The 20104-nt window shown below is 74.6% G+C and carries 17 protein-coding genes; 12 read left to right on the top strand and 5 right to left on the bottom strand.

What is annotated here, in order from left to right:
- Window positions 1-2 precede the first annotated feature (2 nt).
- A complete protein-coding gene (locus RMN56_RS01380) occupies window positions 3-938 on the top strand; it encodes a LysR family transcriptional regulator (protein ID WP_313724623.1) in 936 nt (311 codons plus the stop codon).
- On the opposite strand, the gene hrpA is transcribed toward RMN56_RS01380, so the two are convergent.
- The gene (gene hrpA / locus RMN56_RS01375) at window positions 935-4930 is read right to left on the bottom strand and encodes an ATP-dependent RNA helicase HrpA (protein WP_313721992.1); all 3996 of its coding nucleotides are present in this window, start codon (window positions 4928-4930) and stop codon (window positions 935-937) included. The genes RMN56_RS01380 and hrpA overlap by 4 nt on opposite strands.
- A gap of 144 nt (window positions 4931-5074) precedes the next feature.
- Here hrpA and RMN56_RS01370 point away from each other — a divergent pair, with 144 nt between their 5' ends.
- Window positions 5075-5545, top strand: coding sequence for a cytidine deaminase family protein (locus tag RMN56_RS01370; RefSeq protein WP_244167727.1), 471 nt, complete (start codon window positions 5075-5077; stop codon window positions 5543-5545).
- A gap of 87 nt (window positions 5546-5632) precedes the next feature.
- A complete protein-coding gene (locus RMN56_RS01365) occupies window positions 5633-6463 on the top strand; it encodes a phytanoyl-CoA dioxygenase family protein (protein WP_313721989.1) in 831 nt (276 codons plus the stop codon).
- 19 nt (window positions 6464-6482) lie between these two features.
- Here RMN56_RS01365 and RMN56_RS01360 read toward each other — a convergent pair whose 3' ends face one another.
- Together RMN56_RS01360 and RMN56_RS01355 are read right to left on the bottom strand one after the other, a co-directional pair.
- The gene (locus RMN56_RS01360) at window positions 6483-6842 is read right to left on the bottom strand and encodes a YciI family protein (RefSeq protein WP_262283686.1); all 360 of its coding nucleotides are present in this window, start codon (window positions 6840-6842) and stop codon (window positions 6483-6485) included.
- A gap of 4 nt (window positions 6843-6846) precedes the next feature.
- Window positions 6847-7779, bottom strand: coding sequence for a MerR family transcriptional regulator (locus tag RMN56_RS01355; RefSeq protein ID WP_313721987.1), 933 nt, complete (start codon window positions 7777-7779; stop codon window positions 6847-6849).
- Between the two features lie 123 nt (window positions 7780-7902).
- Between RMN56_RS01355 and RMN56_RS01350 the strand changes: the two genes are divergently transcribed.
- Genes RMN56_RS01350 through RMN56_RS01335 form a run of 4 tightly spaced genes read left to right on the top strand, consistent with a single transcriptional unit; the run spans window position 7903 to window position 11859 of the window.
- The gene (locus RMN56_RS01350) at window positions 7903-8949 is read left to right on the top strand and encodes a FecCD family ABC transporter permease (protein WP_313721985.1); all 1047 of its coding nucleotides are present in this window, start codon (window positions 7903-7905) and stop codon (window positions 8947-8949) included.
- A complete protein-coding gene (locus tag RMN56_RS01345; protein WP_313721984.1) occupies window positions 8946-10037 on the top strand; it encodes a FecCD family ABC transporter permease in 1092 nt (363 codons plus the stop codon). The genes RMN56_RS01350 and RMN56_RS01345 overlap by 4 nt, the downstream gene beginning before the upstream one ends.
- On the top strand, window positions 10034-10876 hold the full coding sequence (locus RMN56_RS01340; protein ID WP_313721983.1) for an ABC transporter ATP-binding protein: 843 nt from the start codon (window positions 10034-10036) through the stop codon (window positions 10874-10876). Before RMN56_RS01345 ends, RMN56_RS01340 begins: the two co-directional genes overlap by 4 nt.
- 38 nt (window positions 10877-10914) lie before the next feature.
- Window positions 10915-11859: an ABC transporter substrate-binding protein gene (locus RMN56_RS01335; RefSeq protein ID WP_313721981.1), complete on the top strand. Its 945-nt coding sequence runs from the start codon at window positions 10915-10917 to the stop codon at window positions 11857-11859.
- A 56-nt stretch (window positions 11860-11915) separates the two neighbouring features.
- Here RMN56_RS01335 and RMN56_RS01330 read toward each other — a convergent pair whose 3' ends face one another.
- Both RMN56_RS01330 and RMN56_RS01325 read right to left on the bottom strand, forming a co-directional pair.
- Window positions 11916-12473: a GNAT family N-acetyltransferase gene (locus RMN56_RS01330; protein ID WP_313721980.1), complete on the bottom strand. Its 558-nt coding sequence runs from the start codon at window positions 12471-12473 to the stop codon at window positions 11916-11918.
- The gene (locus RMN56_RS01325) at window positions 12470-14524 is read right to left on the bottom strand and encodes a penicillin acylase family protein (protein WP_313721978.1); all 2055 of its coding nucleotides are present in this window, start codon (window positions 14522-14524) and stop codon (window positions 12470-12472) included. Before RMN56_RS01325 ends, RMN56_RS01330 begins: the two co-directional genes overlap by 4 nt.
- Before the next feature lie 98 nt (window positions 14525-14622).
- Here RMN56_RS01325 and RMN56_RS01320 point away from each other — a divergent pair, with 98 nt between their 5' ends.
- From RMN56_RS01320 to RMN56_RS01300, 5 genes are all read left to right on the top strand, one after another.
- The gene (locus RMN56_RS01320; RefSeq protein WP_313721977.1) at window positions 14623-15333 is read left to right on the top strand and encodes a siderophore-interacting protein; all 711 of its coding nucleotides are present in this window, start codon (window positions 14623-14625) and stop codon (window positions 15331-15333) included.
- On the top strand, window positions 15330-16589 hold the full coding sequence (locus RMN56_RS01315; RefSeq protein ID WP_313721976.1) for an MFS transporter: 1260 nt from the start codon (window positions 15330-15332) through the stop codon (window positions 16587-16589). Before RMN56_RS01320 ends, RMN56_RS01315 begins: the two co-directional genes overlap by 4 nt.
- 104 nt (window positions 16590-16693) lie before the next feature.
- Window positions 16694-18229, top strand: coding sequence for a pyridoxal phosphate-dependent decarboxylase family protein (locus RMN56_RS01310; RefSeq protein WP_313721975.1), 1536 nt, complete (start codon window positions 16694-16696; stop codon window positions 18227-18229).
- 23 nt (window positions 18230-18252) lie between these two features.
- Complete coding sequence (locus RMN56_RS01305) at window positions 18253-19545, top strand: lysine N(6)-hydroxylase/L-ornithine N(5)-oxygenase family protein (protein WP_313721973.1); 1293 nt, start codon at window positions 18253-18255, stop codon at window positions 19543-19545.
- Entirely contained in the window at window positions 19542-20102 is a 561-nt protein-coding gene (locus RMN56_RS01300) for a GNAT family N-acetyltransferase (RefSeq protein ID WP_376787259.1), read from the top strand. Before RMN56_RS01305 ends, RMN56_RS01300 begins: the two co-directional genes overlap by 4 nt.
- Window positions 20103-20104 lie beyond the last annotated feature (2 nt).

Raw genomic sequence — 20104 nt, 5'->3', positions numbered from 1 at the left:
CTATACAGATGCAGCTCCATCAGCTCCGGTACTTCGTCGCGGTCGCAGAAGTACGACATTTCACCCAAGCTGCCGATCTGGTGGGCATCACACAGCCCTCGCTGAGTAAGCAAATTCACGCCCTGGAGACCGACCTGGGGGCCCCGCTCTTCGAGCGGGTAAGGGGCAACATCGCCCTCACCGCGGCGGGCGAGGTGCTGCTCCCGTTGGCCAAGCGGATCCTCGCCGACGTCGACACCGCCACCCGGGAGGTGCAGGAGCTGGTCGGGCTGCGCCGGGGCCGGGTCCGGCTCGGCGCCACCCCGAGTCTGGCCACCTCGCTGGCGCCCCCGGTGCTGCGCCGGTTCCGCGACGCCCACCCCACGGTGGACCTCCGGGTGGAGGAGGGCGGCTCGCAGGACCTGGTCCGCGACCTGCTCCGCGGCGACCTCGACCTGGCGCTGATCATCATGCCGTCCGCCGGCACCGACCCGGGGCTGCGCGCCGACCCGATCCTGCGCGAGAGCCTCGTGGTCGCCTCGGTCGACCCGCTGCCGGCCGCCTCCGACCGGGGCGAGGTGCGCATCACCGACCTGCGCGATCAGCCGCTGGTGATGTTCCGCCAGGGCTACGACCTGCGCGACGCCACGCTCCAGGCGTGCCGGGCGGCCGGCTTCGAGCCGACCCTGTCGGTGGACGGCGGCGAGCTGGACGCCGTGCTCAGCTTCGTCGAGGCCGGCCTCGGCGCCGCGCTGGTGCCCGGCATCGCGGTCGCCCGCCGGCCGGGCATCCGGGTCACCCGGCTCGCCCCGCCCGGCGTCCGCCGGACCATCGCGGTGGCCCGACGCCGCGACGTGGTGCCCACCCACGCCGGCCGCGAGCTGCGCCGCATCCTCCTGGAGTACGTGCACGACGCCACCGCCGCCGACCAGCTCCCGGCCGGCGTGGAGCCGCTCTAGCGGCCCTCGGCGTCGTCCATGGCGCGGTAGATGCGCTGCTCGGAGACCGGGTACGGGGTGCCGAGCGCCTGGGCGAAGACGTTCACCCGCAGCTCCTCGATCATCCAGCGGATCTGCCGGACCGCGGCGGACTGCCGCTTCGACGGGGGCAGCGCGGCGAGCAGGTCCTGGTACTCCTTCTGCACCACGGCGATCCGGTCCTGCTGCTGTTTGTCCCGCTGCGGGTTGCCGGCCAGCCGGTCCAGCCGGCGCTCGATCGCGGTCAGGTAGCGCAGCAGGTCGGGCAGGCGGGCGTACCCGGCCTCGGTGATGAAGCCCTTGTGCACGAGGCCGCCGAGCTGGTTGCGGATGTCGGCCAGCGCGGCCACGACGGCCAGGTTCCGGGTGGCGCCCAGTCGCTGCTCCACCGCGTACGCGGCGGCCAGCACCTGCCGGACCCGGCCCATCACCTCGACCACCGTGTCGACCAGGTCGGCGCGGACCCGCTCCCGCAGGGCGGCGAAGCCCTCGGCCTCCCAGGCCGGGCCGCCCGCGTCGGCCATCAGCTTGTCGATGGCCGCGCCGGCCGCGTCCTCGATCAGCGCCGGCACCCCGCCGTGCGGGTTGCGGGACAGCGCCAGCTTGGCCTCGTTGCTCAGCCGCCCCTGCAGGAACTTCGCCGGGGAGGGCACGGTCAGGCGGAGCAGCCGCCGGGTGCCGGCCCAGTGCGCGGCCTCCTGCTCGGCGGGGGAGTCGAACACCTTCACCCCGACCGTCGTGCCCTCGTCGACCAGGGCCGGGTACGCGGTCACCGCGTAGCCCGCGCGGACCTGCTCGATGGTGCGCGGCAGGGTGCCGATGGACCACTCCGTCAGGCCGGTGCGGGCCACGTCCGGCGCGGCGGCGGCGACGAGCTGGCGTACCTCCTGGCGCAGCTCGCGTTGCAGGGCCGGCAGGTCCTTGCCCTCGGCGACCGGCTTGTCGTCCTCGCCGAGCACCCGGAAGGTGACCCGCAGGTGCGGCGGCAGCCTGCCCGGGTCCCAGGCGTCCGGCGGGACGGTCACCCCGGTCATCCGGCGCAGCTGCCGGGTGAGCCCGGCGAGCAGCGGCTCCTCGCCGGGCGTGATCGCGGCGAGGGCCGCCCGGGCGTAGTCGGGCACCGGGACGAAGTTGCGCCGGATCGCCTTGGGCAGCGACCGGATCAGCGCGATGACGAGTTCCTCGCGCAGGCCGGGCACCTGCCAGTCGAAGCTCTCCGCCGGCACCTGGTTGAGCAGCGGCAGCGGGATGTCCACGGTGACGCCGTCGGTGGGGGTGCCCGGGTCGAAGGTGTACGTCAGCGGCAGGGCGACCCCGTCGGCCCGCCACTCGTCCGGGTAGTCGGACTCGTCCACCCCGCCCCGCCCGGAGTTGACCAGCAGCTCGCGGGTGAAGGTGAGCAGGTCCGGCTGCTCCCGGCGGGTCTTCTTCCACCAGGTGTCGAAGTGCCGGCCGGACACCACGTCGGCGGGGATCCGCTGGTCGTAGAAGTGGTAGATGGTCTCGTCGTCGACCAGGATGTCCCGGCGGCGGGCCCGGTTCTCCAGCTCCTCCACCTCGGCCAGCAGCCGCTGGTTGTCCGCCCAGAACTGGTGGTGGGTCTGCCAGTCGCCCTCCACGAGGGCGTGCCGGAGGAACAGCTCCCGGCTCAGCACCGGGTCGATCCGGCCGAAGTTGACCTTGCGGGAGGTGACCAGCGGGATGCCGTAGAGGGTGACCTTCTCGTAGGCCATCACGGCGGCCTGCTTCTTCTCCCAGTGCGGCTCGCTGTAGCTGCGCTTCACGAGGTGCTGGGCGAGCGGCTCGACCCACTCCGGCTCGACCCGGCCGGCCACCCGGCCCCAGAGCCGGGAGGTCTCGACCAGCTCGGCGGCCATCACCCAGCGCGGCGGCTTCTTGAACAGCGCCGAGCCGGGGAAGATCGCGAACTTCGCCCCGCGCGCCCCCAGGTACTCGTGCTTCTGCGCGTCCTTGAGCCCGAGGTGGGAGAGCAGGCCGGGCAGCAGCGACTGGTGCACCTTCGGGGTGTCGATCTCCTCGGGCAGGTCCGCGCCGGCCCCGCGCCGGCCGTCACCCTTGTCCGAGGTACGCAGAACCTGGCGCAGCTGGCTGACGATGTCCTGCCATTCGCGCACCCGCAGGTAGTTCAGGTATTCCGCCTTGCACATCCGCCGGAACGCGCTGGAGGACAGGGCCCGCTGCTGCTCGCGCAGGTAGCGCCACAGGTTCAGGTACGCGACGAAGTCCGACTCCTTGTCGGCGAACCGGGCGTGCGCCTGGTCGGCCTGGGCCTGCTTGTCGGCGGGCCGCTCGCGCGGGTCCTGGATGGACAGCGCCGCCGCGATCACGACGACCTCGGTGGCGCAGCCGTTGCGCTCGCCCTCCAGGACCATCCGGGCCAGCCGCGGGTCGACCGGGAGCTGGGCCAGCCGCCGGCCCAGCGGGGTGAGCCGCTTCGCCGGGTCGGTCTCGGCCGGGTCCAGCGCGCCCAGCTCGTGCAGCAGGTTCACGCCGTCGGTGACGTTGCGCCGGTCCGGCGGGTCGATGAACGGGAAGGCGGCGATGTCGCCCAGCCCGATGGAGGTCATCTGGAGGATGACCGAGGCCAGGTTGGTGCGCAGGATCTCCGGGTCGGTGAACTCGGGCCGGGAGGTGAGGTCCGACTCGTCGTAGAGGCGGATGCAGATGCCGTCCGAGGTGCGCCCGCAGCGCCCCTTGCGCTGGTTGGCCGAGGCCTGGGAGACCGGCTCGATGGGCAGCCGCTGCACCTTGAGCCGGCTGGAGTAGCGGGAGATCCGGGCCGTGCCGGGGTCCACCACGTACTTGATGCCGGGGACGGTCAGCGAGGTCTCCGCGACGTTGGTGGCGAGCACCACCCGGCGCCCGGCGTGCGGGGCGAAGACCCGGTGCTGCTCGGCCGTGGAGAGCCGGGCGTAGAGGGGGAGGATCTCGGTGCCGAGCAGCGAGCGCTTCTTCTGCACCAGCTTGCCGAGCGCGTCGGCGGTGTCCCGGATCTCCCGCTCGCCGCTGAGGAAGACCAGGATGTCGCCGGGCCCCTCGGCGGCCAGTTCCTCGACCGCGTCGCCGATGGCCTGGATCTGGTCCCGGACGTTCTCCTCGTCCCCGTCGTCCTCCTCCTCGCCCTCGACGACCTCGACCAGCGGGCGGTAGCGCACCTCCACCGGGTAGGTCCGGCCGGACACCTCGACGACCGGCGCGGGGTTGCCCTCGGCGTCGGCGAAGTGCTTCGCGAACCGGTCGGTCTCGATGGTCGCCGAGGTGATGACCACCTTGAGGTCGGGGCGGCGGGGCAGCAGCTGGCGGAGGTAGCCGAGGATGAAGTCGATGTTGAGGCTGCGCTCGTGCGCCTCGTCGATGATCAACGTGTCGTACTGGCGCAGCATCCGGTCGGTCTGCAACTCGGCCAGCAGGATGCCGTCGGTCATGAGCTTGACCAGGCTGTTGTCGCCGACCTGGTCGGTGAAGCGCACCTTGTAGCCGACCACGTCGCCCAGCTCGGTGCCGAGCTCCTCGGCGATCCGGTCCGCCACGGTCCGGGCGGCGAGCCGGCGCGGCTGGGTGTGGCCGATCAGCCCGGTGACGCCGCGGCCCAGCTCCAGGCAGATCTTGGGCAGCTGGGTGGTCTTGCCGGAGCCCGTCTCGCCGGCCACGATCACCACCTGGTGGTCGCGGATGGCGGCGGCGATGTCGTCCTTGCGCTCGCTGACCGGCAGCTGCGCCGGATAGGTGATCGTCGGCACGGCGGCCCGCCGGGCGGTCAGCCGCGCCTCGGCCCGGGCCACGTCGGCCGCGATCTCGGCCAGCGCCGATTCCCGCCGCTGCGGGTCGCGCAGCTTCCGCACCCCGTCGAGCCGCCGCTGGAGCCGGCGCTGGTCGCGGAACATCAGGGCGGGGAGGCGGCGGTGCAGGTCGCGGGCGGTCTCGGGTACGGCGGGTGCGGCTGGATTCTGCATGACGTCGCCAAGGATAGGCAGGCGTGCGGCGGAACGCCCCCGGGTTACCGGCGACCGCGGCCCCCCGCGCGCCCTCCCAGGTGGCAGCGGGTGGCCGGGCTAGAGTTTCCGCCGAGGCGAGGTCGACGACGGGACAGGATGATCATGCGGGACACCGACCGGGCGCTGGTGCAGGCCGCGATGGCCGTCGCCAAGCTGCGCTGCCGCAGCGACAACCACACCGTCGCGGCGGCCGCGCGGACCACGGACGGCCGGGTCTTCAGCGGCGTGAACGTCTACCACTTCACCGGCGGCCCGTGCGCCGAGGTGGTGGCCATCGGCGCCGCCGCCACGCAGGGCGCGGGGGACCTGGAGACCATCGTCGCGGTGGGGGACCGGGGCCGGGGCGTCATCCCGCCGTGCGGCCGGTGCCGGCAGGTGCTCCTCGACTACTTCCCGTCGATCCGGGTGATCGTCGGCCCGCCGGACGCGCTGCGCGCGGTCCCGGTGACCGACCTGCTGCCGGAGACGTACGTCTGGTCGGACCACCAGGTGGAGGTGCCGGTCGGGCCGCCGCGCACCGGGGTGTGGCCGATGCCGGTGGTGCCGGGCAGCCGCCAGGCCGCCGAGGACTGAGCCCGCTCACAGGAGCGCCGTCGGCCGGTCTTGCGGGGCTTCTACAACGTTGTAATACTCGGGGCGTCCCCGTGACGAGGAGGCCCGATGACATCGCAGCTGATCGAGGACGAGACCCCCGTCGAGGCCCTCGGTGACCTCTACCGCGACGGCATCACCGCGTGCCGCGGCGCCTTCGGAGTCGACTGGGTCGCGCGGGTCGACGAGGACATCCACGCCGCGTTCCGGGAGGCCCGGGCCCGCCCCGGCGGCGCGGTCGGCCGAGGTCCGGAGCGCTGGTACGTCGAGATCCACCCGGAGCAGCTGCGCGGCTTCGTCGACCTGGTCACCCACCCGTGGGTGGTGTCGGTGTGCCGCGCGGTGCTCGGCCCCGACTACGAGATCGTCGAGCTGGGGTTCGACATCCCGTTCCCCGGCGCGAAGACGCAGCCGTGGCACCGGGACTTCCCGATGCCCGAGGAGACCCGCCTGCGACGCCGGCTCACCTCGCTGGCGTTCAACCTGACCACGGTGGACACCGTGGAGGAGATGGGGCCGTTCGAGATCGCTCCGGGCACCCAGTGGGACGACGGCCGCGACTTCGACCACGAGATGTTCCCGTCGAAGGACCGGTACCCCCGCTACGAGGCCCGCGCGGTCCGCAAGTACCCGAAGCGCGGCGACATCTCGGCGCGCTCCGCGCTGACCATCCACCGGGGCACCCCGAACGTCAGCCGGCTGGCCCGGCCCGTGCTGGTGCTCGGCGTCGACGCGCCGGGCGCGGGTAACGCCGCCCACCACGACATGGCGGTCACCCGGGACTACTGGGCCGGCCTGCCGGAACCGGTCCGGGCGCACCTGCACTGTCCCGTGGTCGACACCCTCGTGCCGATCCGCCAGAAGCACACCATCGAGGGGCTGGTGATGGGCGCCGAGTGAGGGCGCCCGCGGCGGGCGGTCAGTCGCCGGCCGCCGCCTCCAGCATCGAGCGGGGCACCGGCACCTGCTCGAAGCGGACGTTGCCCTCCGGCACCATCCAACTCAGCACCTGCGCCTCCAGCCGCCCGGCGCGGACGGCCGGGTCGTTGGCGTAGAGGTCGCGGGCCATCTGCGGGTCGACCGAGAGCACGGCGATCCCGCGGATCCGCTCGTCGTCACCACCGAGGAAGGGGCCGGCCGCGAGCACCGCCCCCTGCTCCACGAGCCCGGCCTGGTGGGCCAGGTGCGCGTCCTGGAGCCGGTCGAGCGCGTCCTGAGGCAGGTCGGGCGCGTCGTCCGGCCGGACCAGGAGCACCACGGTGTGCTGGTCGAATCGCATGCCCTCAGGGTAGGGGCTGCCGGGCCCGCAGCGCCCGGATCGACCAGTCGAGCACCGGGGTCAGGCTCTCCACCGGCGGCCAGCCGTTGACCACCGAGAGCAGGCGCAGGTACCGCTCCCGGCGCGGGTCGCCGGCCGCCTCCAGCCGGTCCAGCAGCCGCCGCCGCAGGTCGGCGCCGTCCGGTTGGCCGCACAGCCGCGCGTACCGGCTCGCGGCCGCGGCGACGACCGGGTCGGCTTCGGCCGAGTCCGGGTCGACGCCGGCGGCCAGCGCCGGGGTGACCTCCTCCCGGACCAGGGCCACCGCGTCCCGGCGGACCCCCGGCGCGCCGGCCCGGTCGGCCGCGTGCTGCTCCGCCAGCCGCCGCAGCCCGGCCCGGAAGCCCGGGTCCAGGGCCAGCTCCGCCAGCTCCACCCACGCCTCGACCTGCTCGCCGGTGGGGTCGTCGGGCAGCTCGGGGGTGAGCGAGCGGCGGATCCCCGCGAATCCCGGCTCGGTCAGGCCGGCGAAGGCGGCGTCGAGGAACTCGTCGACCAGCCGCCGCCGTTCCGCCGCCGCCAGCCCGCCCAGCCGGTGCAGGAGTTCCGCCTGGGCGGCGGTGGACCCGCGCCGGGCGACCACGGTGAGCACCGCGCGGCGCAGCCGCAGCACCCGGATCTGGGTGGCCAGGGCGTCGGCGTGCGCCGCGGCGACCTCGGCCAGCCCGACCTCCCGCTCCACCACCCGGCGCACCGTCGGCAGGTCCACGCCCAGCTCACGCAGCGTCCGGACCAGTTCCAGGCGGGCCAGGGCCTCCCCGCCGTAGCGGCGGTGACCGGTCGGGCCGCGGTCGGTCGGCGGCACGATCCCGCGGTCGGACCAGAAGCGGATGGTCTTCACCGGCAACCCGGTCCGCCGGGCCAGGTCGCCGATCGAATAGCGCGTCACACCGTCCATGCCGCCCACCCTGCCGCCTCCCCCCGGTGGAGGCGCAACCGCGCATCGACGACACCGAGTTAGGCCTGCCTAACCAGCTCGGTTAAGGTAAGGCGTACCTAATCCGAGAGGCGAGCACCCCCTGTGACCACCGTCGCCGTCCGGTCCGCCCGGGCCGACGCCCCCACCCGCCGCGGCACACCCCGCCGCCTCGCGGTCACCGTGGCGGCGGCCCTCCTGCTCGTCGTCGCGCTGCTGGCCAGCCTGGCGCTCGGCAGCCGCCACCTCCCCGTCGACCAGGTGTGGCACGCCCTGGTCGCCCCGGACGGCGGCGACGCCACCACCGTGGTCCGCGAGCTGCGGCTGCCGCGGACCGCCCTGGGGCTGGTCGTCGGGCTCGCCCTGGCCCTGGCCGGGGTGCTCTTCCAGGCCGTCACCCGCAACCCCCTCGCCGAGCCGCGCATCCTCGGGGTCAGTGCGGGCGCGTCGTTCGGGGTGGTGCTGGCCATCGCCGTCTTCGGCGTGAGCACGCTCACCGGGTACGTCTGGTTCGGCATCGCCGGCGCGCTGCTCGCCGGGCTGCTGGTCTTCGCCGTCGCCAACCGCACCCGCGAGGGCGCCAGCCCGGTCACCCTCGCGCTGGTCGGCGCGGCGCTCGACGCCGGTCTCGGCGCCGTCGTGTACGCGCTGCTCAGCATCGACGCCCGCACCTTCGAGGAGTACCGGTTCTGGGTGGTCGGCGGCCTCACCGGCCGGGACGTCGGCGTCGCCGGGCAGGTGCTCCCGTTCGTCCTGGCCGGCACGGTCCTCGCGGCGCTGGCCGCCCGCGGGCTGGACGCGCTGGCCCTCGGCGACGACGTCGCCCGCGGCCTCGGCCACCGGATCGCCCTGGTCCGCCTCGCCGCCGGGGTCGGCGGGGTGCTGCTCACCGGCGCCGCGGTGGCCGCCGCCGGGCCGATCGCCTTCGTCGGGCTGGCCGTGCCGCACCTGGCCCGGGCCCTGGTCGGCGCCGACCACCGGTGGACCCTGCTGGTCGCCGCGCTGCTCGGGCCGACCCTCGTGCTCGGGGCCGATGTGGCCGGCCGGCTCGTCGCCCCGCCCGGCGAGGTCCCGGCCGGGATCATCACGGCGCTGGTCGGCGCGCCGCTGCTCGCCTTCCTGGTCCGCCGCGCCAAGGTCGTGACGGCATGAGCGCGCCGGGTCTGCGCGCCCCGCAGCCGCGAACGAGGGAAGCGCTGAGTACGTCCAGCGCCCTGGCGGGGCGGTCGCTGCTGCGGGTCGGTCCGGTGGCCGTCCCGGTGCGCCGCCGGCCGGTGCTGGTCGCCGTCACGCTCGTCCTGCTGCTCGCCGCCGCCGTGGTGCTCAGCCTCTCGCTCGGCACCCCGTACGTGGCCCCGGCCGACGTGGTGCGCGCGCTCTCCGGCGCCGGCACCCCGTACGACCTCGTGGTGCTCGACCTGCGGCTGCCCCGCGCGGTGCTCGCGGCGCTGGCCGGGGCGGCGTTCGGCGTGGCGGGCACCCTGATCCAGAGTGTGGCCCGCAACCCCCTGGCCAGCCCCGACGTCATCGGGGTGACCCAGGGCGCCGGCCTGGCCGCCACGGTGGCGCTGACCAGCGGCGCCGCGGCGGTCCTGGTGGCGCCGGCCGCGCTGGTCGGCGGCCTGGTGGCGGCCGTCCTGGTGTTCGCCCTCGGCGCGCGGCACGGCCTGGCCGCGCAGCGCTTCGTGCTGGCCGGCGTGGCGGTGGCGTTCGCGCTCCGGGCGCTGACCGAGGTGGTGATGCTCTCGGCCGACCCGATCGACGGGCTGCGCGCCCAGCTCTGGCTGATCGGCACGTTGGCCGGCAAGGGCTGGACCGAGGCGGCCTGGATCGCCGGCACGCTCGCCGCGCTGCTGCCCGTCCTGCTCTGGGCGGGGTGGGCCCTGCGCAGCACCGCCCTGGACGACGACACGGCCCGGGGGATCGGGCTGCGTCCGGTGGCCCGCCGGGTCGGGCTGGCCGCCACCGGTGTGCTGGCCGCCGCCACCGTCACGGCCCAGGTCGGCGCGGTGGACTTCGTGGCGCTGGTCGCCCCGCAGGTGGCCCGGCGGCTGGTGCGGGCGGAGCGACCGCCGCTGCTCTGCTCCGCCCTGCTCGGCGCGCTGCTGCTGGTGCTGGCCGACCTGGCGGGCCGCCGGCTGTTCGCCCCCACCCAGCTTCCGGGCGGCGTGCTCACCGCGGCGATCGGCGGCCCGTACCTGATCTTCCTGCTGCTGCGGACCCGAGGGAGGCGGTCGTGACCGCGCTGCTGTCCACCCGCGACCTGGTCGTCGGCTACGAGACCCGGACCGTGCTCGACGGGCTGGACCTCGACCTGCCCGCCGACGCGTTCACGGTGATCGTCGGGCCGAACGCCTGCGGCAAGTCCACCCTGCTGCGCACCATGGCCCGGCTGCTCACCCCGCGCCGCGGCGCGGTGCTGCTGGACGGCACGGCGATCCGTGACGTGCCCACCCGCGAGGTGGCCCGGCGGCTCGGCGTGCTGCCGCAGAGCCCGCTGGTGCCCGAGGGGATCACCGTCGCCGACCTGGTCGGCCGGGGCCGCCAGCCCTACCAGCGGTGGTGGCGGCAGTGGTCCGCGGAGGACGGCCGGGCCGTCGACGAGGCCATGGCCATGGCCGATGTCGCCGAGCTGGCCGACCGGCCGGTGGACACCCTCTCCGGCGGCCAGCGGCAGCGGGTCTGGATCGCCATGACCCTGGCCCAGGACACCGACGCGCTGCTGCTGGACGAGCCGACCACCTTCCTCGACCTGGCCCACCAGGTGGAGGTGCTGGACCTGCTGCACCGGCTGCGCGCCGAGCGGGGCCGGACGGTGGTCGCCGTGCTGCACGACCTCAACCAGGCCGCCCGCTACGCCGACCACCTGGTCGCCATGCGGGCCGGCGCGGTGGTCGCCGCCGGGCCGCCGCGCGAGATCCTCACGGCCGACCTGGTCCGCGACGTCTTCGGGCTCGACTGCGTGGTCGTGCCCTGCCCGGTCACCGGCGCCCCGCTCGTGGTGCCGGCCCTGACGCACACCTCGGCCGCTCCGGCCGCCACGCCGGCCCCGGCCGGCGCCTCCGCCGGCGACGCGTGACCGCGCGCCGGCCCGTACCCGTCATGAAAGGACCCTTGATGCGCCGTCTCGCCGTCGCTCTCACCGCGGCCCTCGCCCTCGGCGTGGGCCTCACCGCCTGCGGGGAGAGCGATCCCGTCTCCGGCACCAGCGCCGGGGAGACCCGGGAGATCACCCACGCCATGGGGACCACCAAGGTGCCCGCCGAGCCGAAGCGCGTCGTGGTGCTCGACACCGACAAGATCGACACGGCGCTCTCGCTGGGCGTCACCCCGGTCGGCGCGGCCACCGCCGGCGAGGCGAAGAGCTGGCCCACCTACTTCGGCGCGGACAAGCTGGCCGGCATCAAGGAGGTCGGGGTGCTCACCGAGCCCGACCTGGAGGCGATCAACGCGCTCAAGCCGGACCTGATCCTCGGCAGCAAGTTCCGCCAGGAGAAGTTCTACGACGAGCTGTCCGCGATCGCCCCGACGGTGTTCACCGAGAAGGTGGGCATCACCTGGAAGGAGAACTTCCTCCTCGACGGCAAGGCGCTCGGCAAGGAGCAGCAGGCCAAGGACCAGCTCGCCGCGTACGAGAAGCGGGCCAGGGACTTCGGCGCGAAGCTCGGCGACGCCTCGTCGCGGAAGATTTCCATCGTGCGGTTCATCCCGGGCAACATCCGGGTCTACGGCCCGGACTCGTTCTCCGGCATCGTGGTCGGTGACACCGGCCTGGGCCGCCCTGCGCGGCAGCTGCTGGAGGGCAAGGAGGACAAGCGCTTCGACCTGGTCAGCCCCGAGCGGGTCAACGAGGTCGACGGCGACGTGGTCTTCGTGACCGCGTACGGCGAGAAGGCCGCCGCGGAGCAGACGAAGGTCACGGCCGGCAGCCTGTGGCAGGGCCTGTCCGCGGTGAAGGCGGGCAAGGCGCACGTGGTCTCCGACGAGGTCTGGATGACCGGCATCGGTGTCGGCGCCGCCAACAAGATCCTGGACGACCTGGAGAAGTACCTGGCCGCCTGAGCCACCGACGACCGTCCGCGCCCGCCCGGCCCCGTGCCGGGCGGGCGCTGTCGTCGTCAGGCCGGGAGCGGGTGGTCGGCCTCGAACCGGTCCCGGGTGAGGAAGGCGAGCTGGGCCCGCTTGTCCGGCATGTCGATCTCGGCGTCGAAGGTGAAGCCCTCCCGTTCCAGCCGGCGCAGCGCGCGCTCGTTGCGCACGTCCGGCTCGACGACGATGCGCTGCCGCGTCGGGTCGCTGAAGAGGAAGCGGGCCAGGGCCGGCCCGACCGCCGAGGTGAGGCCGGGGAGCTGCCGGCCGGGCACGAGCAGCAGGTGCATCCCGATGTCGCCGGTGCGGACCGGGTAGCGCTCGCCGACCGGGTCGGCCTCGGGCCGGTAGGTCTGGAACAGGCCGACCGGCGTCCCGTCCAGCGTGATCAGGTACGCGTGGTGCGTGGCCAGCCCGTCGAGGAACGCGTAGACCTCCCGCACCTCCGCCTCGGTGTGCTCGCCCATGCCCCAGAACCGGGCCCACGGCTGGGTCACCCAGCCGTGCAGCAGCGCCGCGTCGGTCGCCGGCTCGACCGGGACGAGCCGCAGCTCGCCGAGGCCGGGCAGCTTCTCCTGGTACGTCATGACGGGTCTCCTTCTCGCGTGAGGTCCGCGTCGGGCACCGGGATCAGCTCGCCGGCCGCCCAGCGCGGCAGTTGGTCGTCGAAGTGCGGGTCGCCGGCACGGCCGGAGGCGCCGAACGGCACCACCCAGCGGCTGCGCGAACGGTCGGTGAGGTCCCAGACGTAGCGGGCCACCGGGCCGCGCCAGCACGCGTCGGAGACCCCGGGGACGCTGGAGGTGGCGAGCACGCAGTCGGTGTCGCCGCCGAGGGTCACCCGCTCGCGCATCACCGCCACGGCGGCGTCGACCTCGGGGGCCGCGCCGAGGTGCACGGGGTGCAGGCGGTGCCGCGCGCCCCACGCCGGGGCCGGGCCGGCGGCCGCCACCTCGGCCAGCGCCGCCGCGGCGACCGCGCCGACGTCCACCCCGAGCCGGTCCGCCCCGGCGACCAGGCCGTCGAGGGCGTGCCCGAGCCGGGCGAGGGGGTCGGTCCACGGCGCGAACAGCGCGTCGTACCGGGCCGGGGTGCGCAGCGGGCGCAGCCGGGGATGCTCGTGCAGCCGGCGGACCAGCGCGCTCCGCCAGGCCGCCCAGGCGCCGGCGTCGGTGCTGTCGGCGGCCATCCGGCCGTCCCAGGCGCGCAGCCGGTCCCGCAGCGTCCGCGCGGCCGGGTCGAGGGCCGCCGGGTCGAGCCGGTCGAGCACCGCCCGCAGCGGGCCGGCCGCCAGCCGGCTGTCCACGTGCACGGCGTCGGAGGGTACGTCCGCGGCGAGCAGGTCCCGGATCCGCGCGGCGCGGTGCGGGGGCGCGAAGTCGATCCCGAGGTCGGCCACGTCGTCGCGGCGGTCGTTGGCGCAGACCGCCACGCCGGCCACCTCGACCGGCTTGGCCTCGGCGTACCGGCCGGACCACCGGTAGCGCGGTTCCCAGCCGGGCACCGGCACCCACCGGCAGCGGTCGTCGCGCAGCGGCACCAGTCCCGCGACGAGCTGCCGCACGCCGCCGTGCCGGTCGGCCACCAGCACGCTGTTGACCGGCTCGACCCAGCCGCGCAGCGCCTCGGTGACGTCGTCCACGGTCCGCGCCCGCAGCAGCGGCAGCAGCGCGTCGAAGCCGAGGTCCGCCTCGACCCGGGCCGGGACCCGCAGGCTGAGCCCCTCGCCGGTGTGCCGGTCGTGGTCGATCACCGGGCCGCGCGGGGTCTCGATCACCTCGACCGGCTCCGGGGCGGCGCCGCGGACCCGGATCCGCTCGACGTGGTGGCGGGCCGGCAGCCAGCCGTCGGCGTCCCGGACCAGCACCCGCCCGCCCTCGCGGCGCAATCGCTCGCGGTAGACGTCCTGGTAGTCGGCCATCGCGTTGGTGACCGCCCAGGCCACCTCGCCGGCGTGGCCGAAGTGCGGCAGTCCCGGCACGCCGGGGAAGGCGAACCCGAGCACGTCGAACTCGGGGCAGGCCAGCCGGACCTGCTGGTAGATCCCGGGCAGCTCCAGCACCCGGTGCGGGTCGCCGGCCAGCACCGGCCCCCGGCCGGCGGCCGGGTCGCCGGGCAGCACCCAGGCGTTGCTGCCCGACCCGCCCGGTCCCTCGACCGCGAACAGGCCGGTCGCCGCCGGGCCGAGGGTGGCCTCCACGTGGGCCCGCCAGAGCTTGTTGGGGAAGGTGCCGAAGAGGACGTGCTGGACCAGGAAGACGCCGAGCGGGGACCACGGCCGCCACCGGCCGGGGGCGCAGCCGGTCGCCGCGAACTCGGGGGCACCGGCCGCGCCCTCGGCGAGCCCGGCGTTCACCCCGTCGACGTACGCGGTGACCCAGCGGCGGGTGGCGGGGGAGAGCCGCCGGAAGCAGCGGGCGGCGGTGTCGGCGAGGCGGGCCCGCCGGGCGAACCGGTCCCAGCCCAGTTCGGCGGGGCCGAGGTGTTCGGCCAGCCGGCCCTCGGCGCGCCACCGTTCGACCTCGATCTGCCAGGCCCGGTCGAGCGCGGCCGCGCGGCCCTGGAGCCGGGCCAGCTCCTCGACGGTGTCTCCCCACAGCTGCGGCACGCCCCAGGCGTCACGCCGGATGCCGGTCACGGGCCGGCCGTCGCGGACACGTCACCGGCCGGCCACATCGTGAACATCAACTTAGGTTACCCTCCCCTAACTAAGGCAGACCTTACTGGAGGCGTCACGTGAAGCGGAACTGGGAAGCGCTCGTGCTGCGCGCCATGGGCGGGCGGAACTTCCGGCTCACCGTGCTCGACACCGAGCCGGTCGGCGACCGGTACCGGCGGCTGCTGATGGACGGCGGCGACCTGCTGGACGCCTGCAGCGTGCACCCCACCATGTGGATCCGGCTCTGGTTCGACAACGACGGCAAGCCGCACCAGCGGGCGTACACCCTGGTCGATCCCGACCCGGCCACCGGCCGGTTCCACCTGGAGTTCGCCCTCCACGACGGGTGCGCCGCCCGCTGGGCGGAGACCGCGGCCGCCGGCGACACCATCGAGGCCACCGTCCAGGGCAGCGCCTTCGCCCTGCCCGAGCCGGCCCCGCGCCACCTCTACCTGGTCGGCGACGCCGCCTCGCTGCCGGCGGTGAACAGCCTGCTCGACGCCGCCGCCGACGTGCCGGCCACGGTCTGGCTCGAGTACGCCCACGATGGCGAGCGGGCGCTGGAGCCGCGCGCCCGCGAGCACCACGAGGTCACCTGGATCCCGCGCGGCGCCGACGGCGAGGGCCTCGTGAAGACCGTCCGGGACGCGCTGCCGGCCGCCGACGACGCGCACTACTGGGTGGCCGCCGAGGCGGCCAGCACCCGGGACATCACCCGGCACCTGCGCCGCACCCTCGGCGTCGGGAAGCACCAGGTGACCTCGCTGGGCTACTGGAGCGTCCGGTGACCGGCCGCCTGGGCACGCTGACCACGCTCTACGTCACCCAGTACCTCGGGGTGGGCTTCATCACCGTCGGGCTGACCGCGATCCTGCGCGACGGCGGCACCTCGCTGGAGACCCTCGCGCTGCTGCAGATCGTCGGTCTCGTGTGGCCGGTCAAGTTCCTCTGGGCCCCGATCCTCGACCGGTACGGCTCGCGCGACCGCGGCCACTACCGCTCCTGGCTGCTGGTGCTCCAGACCGGGCTGGTGCTGGCGCTGGCCGCGCTGCTGCCCTTCGACCGCCCCGCCGACCAGCTCGGCCCGGTCGTCGCGGTCTGCCTCGCGTACGTGCTGCTCTCCGCCACCCAGGACATCGCGGTGGACGCCGTGGCCGTGCGGCTGCTCCCGGCCGGCGCCCGGGGCACCGGCAACGGCATCCAGGTCGCCGCGAGCTACCTGGGCAACCTGCTCGGCGGCGGCGCCTGCGTGGTGGTCTACGACCGGTACGGCTGGCGGCCGGCGATCCTGCTGCTGGCCGCCCTGACCGCGGTCGGCCTGCTGGTGGTGTGGCGGTTCCGCGAGCCGCCCCGGACCGACCGGGTGCTCTCCACGGCGCACGCGTACCGGGCGCTGCTGTCCGTGTTCGCCCAGCCGGGCTGCCGGTGGTGGACCTTCGGCGTGGTGCCGCTGCTCTATGTCGGGGCCGGTGCGGCGTACGCGCTGGTCAGCCCGGCGCTGGTGGACGCCGGCTGGTCGCTTCAGCGGATCGGTGTGGTCACCGGCGTGGTGACCAGCGTGCCCGCGATCGCGGCCGGCCTGCTGGCCGGGCTGGGCATCGGCCGGTACGGCCGCGCCCGCGTGCTGGTGGTGGCCGGCGCCTCGCTGGTGGTGTCCACGCTGCTGTTGCTGCCGCTGCTCACCGGCCGCGCGCCGCTGGCCGGGACGGTGGTCGCGCTCGGCCTGTTCCTGGCGGCGTACACGGTGGCCAACGTGGTGCTCTACACGGTCAACATGGGCTACTCCCGGCCGGACACCGGCGGCACCGACTTCACGGTGCTCTCCTCGTTCGGGCTGGTCTGCTCGTTCGTGGCCGCCTCGGCCGGCCTGGCGGCGGCCGACCGGCTGGGATATCCGGCGGTCGCCCTCGGCTGCGTCGTGCTGGTCGGCCTCGCCGTGGTGGCCGGCGTGGTCCACCAGCGACGCTTCCCGGCCGGGCCGGGACCGGCAGAGGTGACCCGCGCCGGCGTGTCGTCATCCGATCTCTTGACCCCCGCGAGTTAGGTTAGGGTAACCTAACTTCGCGATCACTTCCGGACCGTGCGGGATCGCGGAGGCGCCGTCGCGCCGTCGCCGCCGTGTCCGATTCCGACCACTGAGGACTGCCCATGAGTCTGTCCGGAGCAACGGTTCCGGCCCCCTCGGCCGGCGCCGGCCCGGCCGCCGCCCGGGACCACCTGTTCACCGCCCGCTCGCTGGACCGCTACCGGGGTGTGCTGGCCGAGGGGATCGAGCGGGTGGCCCGCCGGGTGGCGAGCGCCGACCGGCCGTTCACCGGGGTCGGCCCGGACGACCTGGCCCCGCGCGTCGCGGCCGTCGACCTCGACCGGCCGCTCGGCGACACCGGCGCGGCCCTCGACGAACTGCACGACGTCTACCTGCGCGACGCCGTGTTCTTCCACCACCCCCGGTACCTGGCCCACCTGAACTGCCCGGTGGTGATCCCGGCGCTGCTCGGCGAGGCGGTGCTCAGCGCGGTCAACTCCTCACTGGACACCTGGGACCAGAGCGCCGGCGGCACCCTCATCGAGCGCCGCCTGATCGACTGGACGGCCGAGCGGATCGGCCTCGGGCCCGCCGCCGACGGGGTGTTCACCAGCGGCGGCACCCACTCCAACCTCCAGGCGCTGCTGCTGGCCCGGGAGGAGACGCGGGCACGGGCCGGGCTGCGGCCCGGACCGGAGGCGCTGTCCCGGCTGCGGGTGCTCACCTCCGCCGCCGGCCACTTCAGCGTGCAGAAGGCGGCCCGGCTGCTCGGTCTCGGCCCGGACGCGGTCCGCACCGTCGACACCGACGCGCAGCGGCGGATGCGTCCCGACGCGCTGGCCCGGGAGATCGCCCGCTGCCGGGCGGACGGGCAGCTGGTCATGGCCGTCGTGGCCACCGCCGGCACCACCGACTTCGGCAGCATCGACCCGCTGCCGCAGGTCGCCGACATCTGCGCGGCCGCCGGCGTGTGGCTGCACGTCGACGCCGCGTACGGCTGCGGGCTGCTGGTCTCGCCGACCCGCCGGCACCTGCTCGACGGCATCGAGCGGGCCGACTCGGTGGCCGTCGACTACCACAAGTCCTTCTTCCAGCCGGTCAGCTCCAGCGCCGTGCTGGTGCGCGACCGCCGGACGCTGCGGCACGCCACCTGGCACGCCGACTACCTCAACCCGGCGCGCGCCGTCGAGCAGCGCATCCCCAACCAGGTCGACAAGAGCCTCCAGACCACCCGCCGCTTCGACGCGCTCAAGCTCTGGCTCACCCTGCGGATCATGGGCGCCGACGCGGTCGGCGCGCTCTTCGACGAGGTGGTGGACCGGGCCGACGAGGCCTGGCGCCTGCTCGACGCCGACCCCCGCTTCGAGGTGGTGACCCGGCCGACGCTGAGCACCCTGGTGTTCCGCTGGCGGCCCGCCGGACTGGCCGCCGACCTCGTCGACGACGCCAACCTGTACGCCCGCGAGGCGCTCGCCGCCTCCGGCGCCGCGCTCGTCGCGGGCACCCGGGTCGACGGCGCCCACCACCTGAAGTTCACCCTGCTCAACCCCGAGACCACCGGGGAGGACGTCGCCGCGGTGCTCGACCTGATCGCCGAACACGCCGGCTGGTACGCCCGCACCCGCACCGCCGACGAGCTGTCCTGCCCGGTCGGCTGACCGGCCCCGCCCTGGAGAACCCCATGTCGACCCACGACTTCATCGCCGTCGGGCTGGGCCCGTACAACCTCGGCCTGGCCTGCCTGACCGCCCCGATCGCCGACCTCGACGGCCTCTTCCTGGAGGCCCGCGGCGACGTCGACTGGCATCCCGGCATGCTGCTGGAGAGCGCCCACCTGCAGACCCCGTTCCTCGCCGACCTCGTCACGCTCGCCGACCCGACCTCCCCGTTCTCCTTCCTCAGCTACCTCAAGGAGACCGGCCGGCTCTACCCGTTCTACATCCGGGAGAACTTCTTCCCGCTGCGCAGCGAGTTCGACGCGTACTGCCGGTGGGCCGCCGCGAAGCTGCCCGGCGTCCGGTTCGGCCACGAGGTCACCGCCATCGAGTACGACCCGACGGACGACCGGTACGTGGTGCACGTCCGGGTGGACGGCCGCGAGGTCACCCACCGGGCGCGGCGGCTGGTGCTCGGCACCGGAACCCCGCCGCACGTGCCGCCCGCGTGCGCGCGGCTGGGCGGCGACGTGATCCACAACTCGCGGTACCGGGAGCACCGGACGGCACTGCGCGGCAAGCGGAGCATCACCGTGGTCGGCAGCGGGCAGAGCGCGGCCGAGATCTACCACGACCTGCTCGCCGACATCGACACCCACGGCTACCAGCTGAACTGGGTCACCCGCTCGCCGCGCTTCTTCCCCCTCGAATACACCAAGCTCACCCTGGAGATGACCTCCCCGGACTACGTGGACTACTTCCACGCCCTGCCCGAGCCGACCCGCTACCGCCTCGAAGCGGAGCAGAAGGGCCTGTTCAAGGGCATCGACGCCGAGCTGATCAACGCGATCTTCGACCTGCTCTACGTGAAGAGCGTGGGCGGCCCGGTGCCCACCCGGCTGCTCACCAACACCGAGCTGACCGACGCCGCCCACGACCCGGCGCTGGGGACGTACACGCTGGGGCTGCACCACGTCGAGCAGGGGCGCGACTTCACCCTGGAGACCGAGGGGCTGGTGCTGGCCACCGGCTACCGCTACCGGGTGCCCGCGTTCCTCGACCCGATCCGGGACCGGCTCCGCTTTGACGGACACGGCCGCTTCGACGTGGCCCGCAACTACAGCATCGACCACACCGGACGCGGCGTCTTCCTGCAGAACGCCGGCACCCACACGCACAGCGTCACCTCGCCGGACCTGGGCATGGGCGCCTACCGCAACTCCTGGATCATCCGGGAGCTGACCGGCCGCGAGCACTACCCGATCGAGAAGAGCATCGCGTTCCAGGAGTTCGGCGCACCGGCCGGGGTGGCCTCATGACCGTGGCCATCCACCGCCGGCAGGACCCGCGCCTCGGCGAGTTCGGCCTCCGCCCGCTCGACCCGGACGTCGACGCCGCGCTGCTGCACGGCTGGGTCACCCACCCCAAGGCGGTGTTCTGGATGATGCAGGACGCCGACGTCGCCCGGGTGGCCGCGGAGTACCGACGGATCGCCGCGCACCCGCACCACGACGCGTACCTCGGGTTCTGGCAGGGCCGGCCGGCTTTCCTCGCCGAGCGCTACGACCCCGCCGAGGTCGAGCTGGTCGGCCTCTACGACCCGGTCGAGGGCGACGTCGGGATGCACTTCCTCTGCGCGCCCGCCGAGGCGCCGGTGCACGGCTTCACCCTCGCCGTGCTCACCACGGTGCTGGACTGGCTCTTCGCCGATCCGGCCACCCGCCGGGTGGTGGTCGAGCCCGACGTGCGCAACACCGCCGTGCACGCGTTGAACGCGGCCGTCGGCTTCACCGTCGTCGGCCCGATCGCCAAGCCCGAGAAGACCGCCCTGCTGAGCGTCTGCACCCGCGCGCAGTTCCTGGCCGCCACCCGTTGAGA

This window comes from Micromonospora halotolerans, from assembly GCF_032108445.1.
In the GTDB taxonomy this organism is placed as follows: Bacteria; Actinomycetota; Actinomycetes; order Mycobacteriales; family Micromonosporaceae; genus Micromonospora; species Micromonospora halotolerans.
Note: the sequence above shows the minus strand (reverse complement) of the source record. Positions and strands in the feature narration are given on the sequence as shown.

What these genes read in the sequence shown, in the direction of transcription:
- hrpA (WP_313721992.1), bottom strand. Translation starts at nt 4,930, where the DNA reads ATGCAGAATCCAGCCGCACCCGCCGTACCCGAGACCGCCCGCGACCTG.
- RMN56_RS01370 (WP_244167727.1), top strand. Translation starts at nt 5,075, where the DNA reads ATGCGGGACACCGACCGGGCGCTGGTGCAGGCCGCGATGGCCGTCGCC.
- RMN56_RS01365 (WP_313721989.1), top strand. Translation starts at nt 5,633, where the DNA reads ATGACATCGCAGCTGATCGAGGACGAGACCCCCGTCGAGGCCCTCGGT.
- RMN56_RS01360 (WP_262283686.1), bottom strand. Translation starts at nt 6,842, where the DNA reads ATGCGATTCGACCAGCACACCGTGGTGCTCCTGGTCCGGCCGGACGAC.
- RMN56_RS01355 (WP_313721987.1), bottom strand. Translation starts at nt 7,779, where the DNA reads ATGGACGGTGTGACGCGCTATTCGATCGGCGACCTGGCCCGGCGGACC.
- RMN56_RS01345 (WP_313721984.1), top strand. Translation starts at nt 8,946, where the DNA reads ATGAGCGCGCCGGGTCTGCGCGCCCCGCAGCCGCGAACGAGGGAAGCG.
- RMN56_RS01335 (WP_313721981.1), top strand. Translation starts at nt 10,915, where the DNA reads ATGCGCCGTCTCGCCGTCGCTCTCACCGCGGCCCTCGCCCTCGGCGTG.
- RMN56_RS01330 (WP_313721980.1), bottom strand. Translation starts at nt 12,473, where the DNA reads ATGACGTACCAGGAGAAGCTGCCCGGCCTCGGCGAGCTGCGGCTCGTC.
- RMN56_RS01310 (WP_313721975.1), top strand. Translation starts at nt 16,694, where the DNA reads ATGAGTCTGTCCGGAGCAACGGTTCCGGCCCCCTCGGCCGGCGCCGGC.
- RMN56_RS01305 (WP_313721973.1), top strand. Translation starts at nt 18,253, where the DNA reads ATGTCGACCCACGACTTCATCGCCGTCGGGCTGGGCCCGTACAACCTC.
- RMN56_RS01300 (WP_376787259.1), top strand. Translation starts at nt 19,542, where the DNA reads ATGACCGTGGCCATCCACCGCCGGCAGGACCCGCGCCTCGGCGAGTTC.